The sequence below is a fragment of the Liquorilactobacillus sicerae genome (genome assembly GCF_029916425.1).
Classification (GTDB): Bacteria; Bacillota; Bacilli; order Lactobacillales; family Lactobacillaceae; genus Liquorilactobacillus; species Liquorilactobacillus sicerae.
Genome location: NZ_JAHAVQ010000137.1, coordinates 1 through 535, shown reverse-complemented (window position 1 = coordinate 535; position 535 = coordinate 1). Strand labels below are relative to the sequence as shown.

At 43.7% G+C, this 535-nt stretch carries 1 protein-coding gene; it reads left to right on the top strand.

Translation table 11 applies throughout. The features are described from left to right. Nucleotides 1-72 precede the first annotated feature (72 nt). Nucleotides 73-535: VIT1/CCC1 transporter family protein (locus KH893_RS11665; protein WP_281166262.1), on the top strand; the 463-nt coding region annotated here is incomplete at its 3' end.

Below are 535 nucleotides of genomic sequence, written 5' to 3'. Positions count from 1 at the left end.
ATTTAAAATAGAGATTAAGTTTTTAAAATAAAAATGGATTAAATATCCATTTTTATTTATATGGAGAGGAATATGAATTTAGCTGAGAAGATCAATGTTGTCCGGGCCAGTGTCATGGGCGCAAACGACGGCATTATTTCGGTCGCCGGGATTGTCTTGGGTGTCTTTGCGGCAACCCAGGGCCGTGATAATGACAATTGGGTGATCTTTATTGCCGGTTTTGCCGGGACGATCGCCGGGATGATATCAATGGCTGCCGGGGAATACGTTTCGGTCCACGGCCAGCGCGATGCCGAGAATGCGGCGATTGAAAAAGAAAGGATCGCTAATCAGGAGTCCTTTGCTCAACAGATTTCTTTAGTGAAGGATTCTTTGGTTAGAGACGATATTTCCCAAAAGCTTGCTCAAAAAGCTGCTGATGAAATGATGAGATCCAAAGCAATCGAAACAGCTGTCCGTGTTAAACACGGCTTTAACATCCGCGATAAAATCAATCCTTATCATGCGGCCCTGGCCTCTTTTATCAGTTTTCCAA